Origin of the sequence: Mesorhizobium sp. (genome assembly GCF_004962925.1) — a bacterium.
Taxonomy (GTDB): Bacteria; Pseudomonadota; Alphaproteobacteria; order Rhizobiales; family Rhizobiaceae; genus Mesorhizobium.
In genome coordinates, this window is sequence record NZ_SUEO01000342.1 from 300 (window position 1) to 3,873 (window position 3,574).

General features: G+C 64.1%; 6 protein-coding genes. 3 read left to right on the plus strand and 3 right to left on the minus strand.

Features of this window, described 5'->3' with window-relative positions; genetic code table 11:
* Together E5W87_RS34440 and rpmB are read right to left on the minus strand one after the other, a co-directional pair.
* Window positions 1-336, minus strand: a 336-nt coding sequence (locus E5W87_RS34440) for a queuosine precursor transporter (RefSeq protein ID WP_292408113.1), incomplete at its 3' end; no start/stop codon positions are given.
* An 81-nt stretch (window positions 337-417) separates the two neighbouring features.
* Window positions 418-714 (minus strand): 50S ribosomal protein L28, encoded by a 297-nt coding sequence (gene rpmB, locus E5W87_RS34445; RefSeq protein ID WP_006328411.1) that lies wholly within the window; start codon window positions 712-714, stop codon window positions 418-420.
* A 254-nt stretch (window positions 715-968) separates the two neighbouring features.
* Here rpmB and E5W87_RS34450 point away from each other — a divergent pair, with 254 nt between their 5' ends.
* Genes E5W87_RS34450 through E5W87_RS34460 form a run of 3 tightly spaced genes read left to right on the plus strand, consistent with a single transcriptional unit; the run spans window position 969 to window position 3,341 of the window.
* Window positions 969-1,757, plus strand: coding sequence for a DUF3108 domain-containing protein (locus E5W87_RS34450; protein WP_292408116.1), 789 nt, complete (start codon window positions 969-971; stop codon window positions 1,755-1,757).
* Between the two features lie 28 nt (window positions 1,758-1,785).
* Window positions 1,786-2,673 (plus strand): EamA family transporter, encoded by an 888-nt coding sequence (locus E5W87_RS34455; RefSeq protein ID WP_292408119.1) that lies wholly within the window; start codon window positions 1,786-1,788, stop codon window positions 2,671-2,673.
* Window positions 2,673-3,341, plus strand: coding sequence for a lysoplasmalogenase family protein (locus E5W87_RS34460; protein WP_292408123.1), 669 nt, complete (start codon window positions 2,673-2,675; stop codon window positions 3,339-3,341). Before E5W87_RS34455 ends, E5W87_RS34460 begins: the two co-directional genes overlap by 1 nt.
* Here the strand turns inward: E5W87_RS34460 and E5W87_RS34465 are convergent.
* The coding region (locus tag E5W87_RS34465) for a cupin domain-containing protein (RefSeq protein WP_292408126.1) at window positions 3,316-3,574 on the minus strand (259 nt) is incomplete at its 5' end. The two genes, E5W87_RS34460 and E5W87_RS34465, sit on opposite strands and share 26 nt — an antisense overlap.

Consider the following 3,574-nt stretch of genomic DNA (forward strand, 5'->3'; position numbering starts at 1 on the left):
GGAAGCCGCCGCAATGCGTACCAGCCGGTCGGCGGCCGTCTCGAATTCGATCAGGCCGTGGCGGAACAGCAAGGGCGGGATGAGGATCGAGCAGATCACCGCCGCCATGAAGCCGACAAAGACGATCCGGCGCGCCACGGTTGGGCCATAGCCGCGGTTGGCAAGGTCGGTGACCAAGAACGAGAAGGGATAGGTGAAGGCGCCCCAGGTCAAAATGTCGGCCAGTGACAGGCCGCCGATCGCACCTTGCACCGGAAACTGCACGAGGATGTTCGATGCCACGACGACAAGCGCCATAGCGGCAACAAAGGGCAGATATCGGGAGAAAAAACTCATTTTTTTATCCTGGGTAATGGAACCAGCGGGGTGTCATACCGTGTTCGGACGACACTCCTTGGAAGGCATCCGCCTGAAAAATTAAGCGGCCGGCTGTTCGGCCAGCTTCTTGGCGATCTGCTTCTTCAGCAGGCGCGCGCGCTGCGACAATTCCTTGGCGTCGGCCTTGGCCAGGAACGCATCAAGGCCGCCGCGATGCTCGACCGAACGCAGCGCGTTCGCCGAAATGCGCAGGCGCACATTCTGGTTCAGCGCTTCCGAGATCAGCGTCACATTGACGAGATTCGGCAGGAAGCGACGCTTGGTCTTGTTGTTGGCGTGGCTCACATTGTTGCCGGACATGACTGCCTTGGCAGTGAGTTCGCAGGTGCGGGACATGGTTCTAAACCTTCAGTTCTCTGTCGGGCCAAACATTCGACCCGCGCCGGGTGGCGCGCGGTTTCGGTCAGGCGGCCTTATGGAAAAGTTGGCGTTCCTTAGTTGCATTTCGCCGATGCGTCAAGCTCCGGCTTGCGCATGGCGTGACGGCGCCGTTCACATAAAGGCCGGAATTCAGCCTATAAGCGGTCGCACAGGGACATGCCAGGCCGGAGTTGCCCATCTCCGGTCAAAAATCGAGGACCGATCCCGCCATGCTTCGTTCGTCTCATGCACTCCTTGCCTCGCTTGCCGTGGCGCTGCCGACGGCAACGTCGGCCGCCACGCCGCAATCCTTCAAGGGCGAGTATACGGTGTCGATCCTCGGCCTCTCTGTGGCGAAGGCAACCTTTTCCAGCAGCTACCAAGGCGACATCTATTCGATCGATGGCAGCGTCTCCAGCGCCGGCCTCGCCACAATGTTCGACGACACGCGTGGGACGATCTCGTCAAAGGGCAAGATTTTGGGCAAGCGATTGCAGCCGCAGGCGTTCCGCGCCGACTACAAGTCGGGCGAGAAGGCGTCGATGATCGATATACAGTTCGCCAATGGCACTGTTACCGCGACAAAGGTCGTGCCGGCGCCGAAGAAGCGCAATCCCAAGAATTGGATACCGCTGGGCGCCGGCGATCTCGCCTCGGTGCTCGATCCGATGGCCGCCACCGTTATCCATGCCGATAGTCTCGACAAGGTCTGCGGACGCACGGTGAAACTCTACGACGGCGAGATGCGCGCCGATCTGACGCTGACCTACGATTCGAAGGGCTCGACCTCGGTGCGCGGCTACAAGGGCGATACCGTCACTTGCAGGATGGGTTTTGAGCCGGTGGCGGGTTATCGCAAGAACCGCAAGGCATTGAATTACCTGAAGAAGCGCAGCCGCATCATGGTGACGTTTGCGCCGCTCGGCCAAACCGGCGTATATGCGCCGATCCACGCCACGGTCACGACGAAAATCGGCACTCTCACCGTCAGCGCGGAGCGGTTCGAAGCAACAGAATAGGCGCGATCGCGCGCCGCCGGAGACGGACATGGGGCGCGCAACACTGATCGGCTTCTCGGCGGTCGCCATGTGGGCGCTGCTGGCGCTGCTTACGGACGCCTCCGGCGCGGTGCCGCCGTTCCTGCTTTCGGCGATCACCTTCACGATCGGCACCGGCGTCGGGCTCGTCGCGCGGCTGTTCATGCCGGCCGCCGACAGGAGCGAGAAGATACCGCGCCGAGTGTGGGTGATCGGCATTGCCGGCCTGTTCGGCTATCACTTCTTCTACTTCACCGCGCTGCGCAACGCGCCGGCGGTGGAGGCGAGCCTCATCGCCTATCTGTGGCCGCTGCTGATCGTGCTCGGGTCGGCGCTGATGCCGGGCGAGCGGCTGGCCTGGAACCACGTCGTCGGTGCGCTGCTCGGTCTTGCCGGCACTTTCCTGATCGTCACCAAGGGCGGCGGGCTTGCCTTCGACGCACATTACGCCTTCGGCTATGCGATGGCCGGCGTCTGCGCCGTGTTGTGGTCGGCCTATTCGCTGTTGTCGCGGCGCTTCCCGTCGGTGCCGACCAGCATCGTTACCTGGTTCTGTGCGGCTACGGCAGCGCTTTCGCTTATCTGCCATCTCATGCTGGAAGAGACGGTGCTGCCCGTCGGCGCCGGCCAGTGGTTGGCCGTGCTCGGCCTCGGGCTGATGCCGGTGGGCGCGGCCTTCTACGCCTGGGACATCGGCGTCAAGCGCGGCAACATCCAGGTTCTGGGCGCGGCGAGCTATGCCGCGCCGCTGCTGTCGACGCTGGTGCTGATATCAGCCGGTTTCGCCGAGCCGTCCCTGCGCATCCTCGCTGCCTGCGTGCTGATCACCGGCGGGGCAGCCCTTGCAGCGAAATCGCTGTTCTTACGCAAGCAGACAGCGAGCGAGGCCGGGGCGTGATGCCGTTTCCCGGCGGCATCGACGCCAACGCCAATGCGACGCTGCTGTTTTCGCTGGTGGCGGCGGTGATTTACGCCTTCACCATCGACATGTCACCAACGCTGGCGCGCTCGGCGGCAAAGACGCTGGCCGTGGCGATGCTTGCCGTGCTGGCATCGCTGCAGGGCGGTCCCTGGCTGCTCGCTGCGGCGCTGGCGCTCAGCGCCGTCGGCGATGCCTTCCTGTCGCGCGACGGTGAAAAAGCTTTTCTCGGCGGACTGGCCAGTTTTCTCGTTGCGCATGGGCTTTACACCGCGCTGTTCCTGCGTTTCGGCGGGGGGGTCGGGCCGCTCTCGGCCGAGCCGGGGCGCGCGGCGATTGCCGTGGCAATGATCGCGTTCGCGCTCGCCATGCTTTTTGCGCTCTGGCGCCGCGTCGGTCCCGCCTTGCGCCTTCCGGTCAGCGTCTATATCGCGGCAATTCTTGCCATGGGGATTTCAGCACTCACCCTGAGCAATGTCTGGGTTATCGGCGGCGCCGTGCTGTTCATGGCGTCCGACGGCCTGCTAGCCTCGGAAAAGTTCCTGCTGACCGCCATCTCGCCGCACCGCGTCTGGATGCGCTACGCGGTCTGGGCGCTGTATTACGCCGCCCAGCTGGGGATCACCCTGGGTTTCCTGCTGGGTTAGGACTCCAGCCCGGCGCGGCCAGCTCGAAGGCGGCGAAATCGAAGCCTGGCGCCACGGTACAGCCGACCAGCGTCCATTCGCCCAGGCTGCGTGCCGATTGCCACCAACCTGCCGGCACGACGATCTGCGGCCGCTCGCCCGCCGCCAGTGCCGTGCCGAGCACCTGCTCGACCACCGGCCCGTCTTCCTGATGCATCGACAGCGCCAGCGGCGCGCCGGCATAGAAGTGCCAG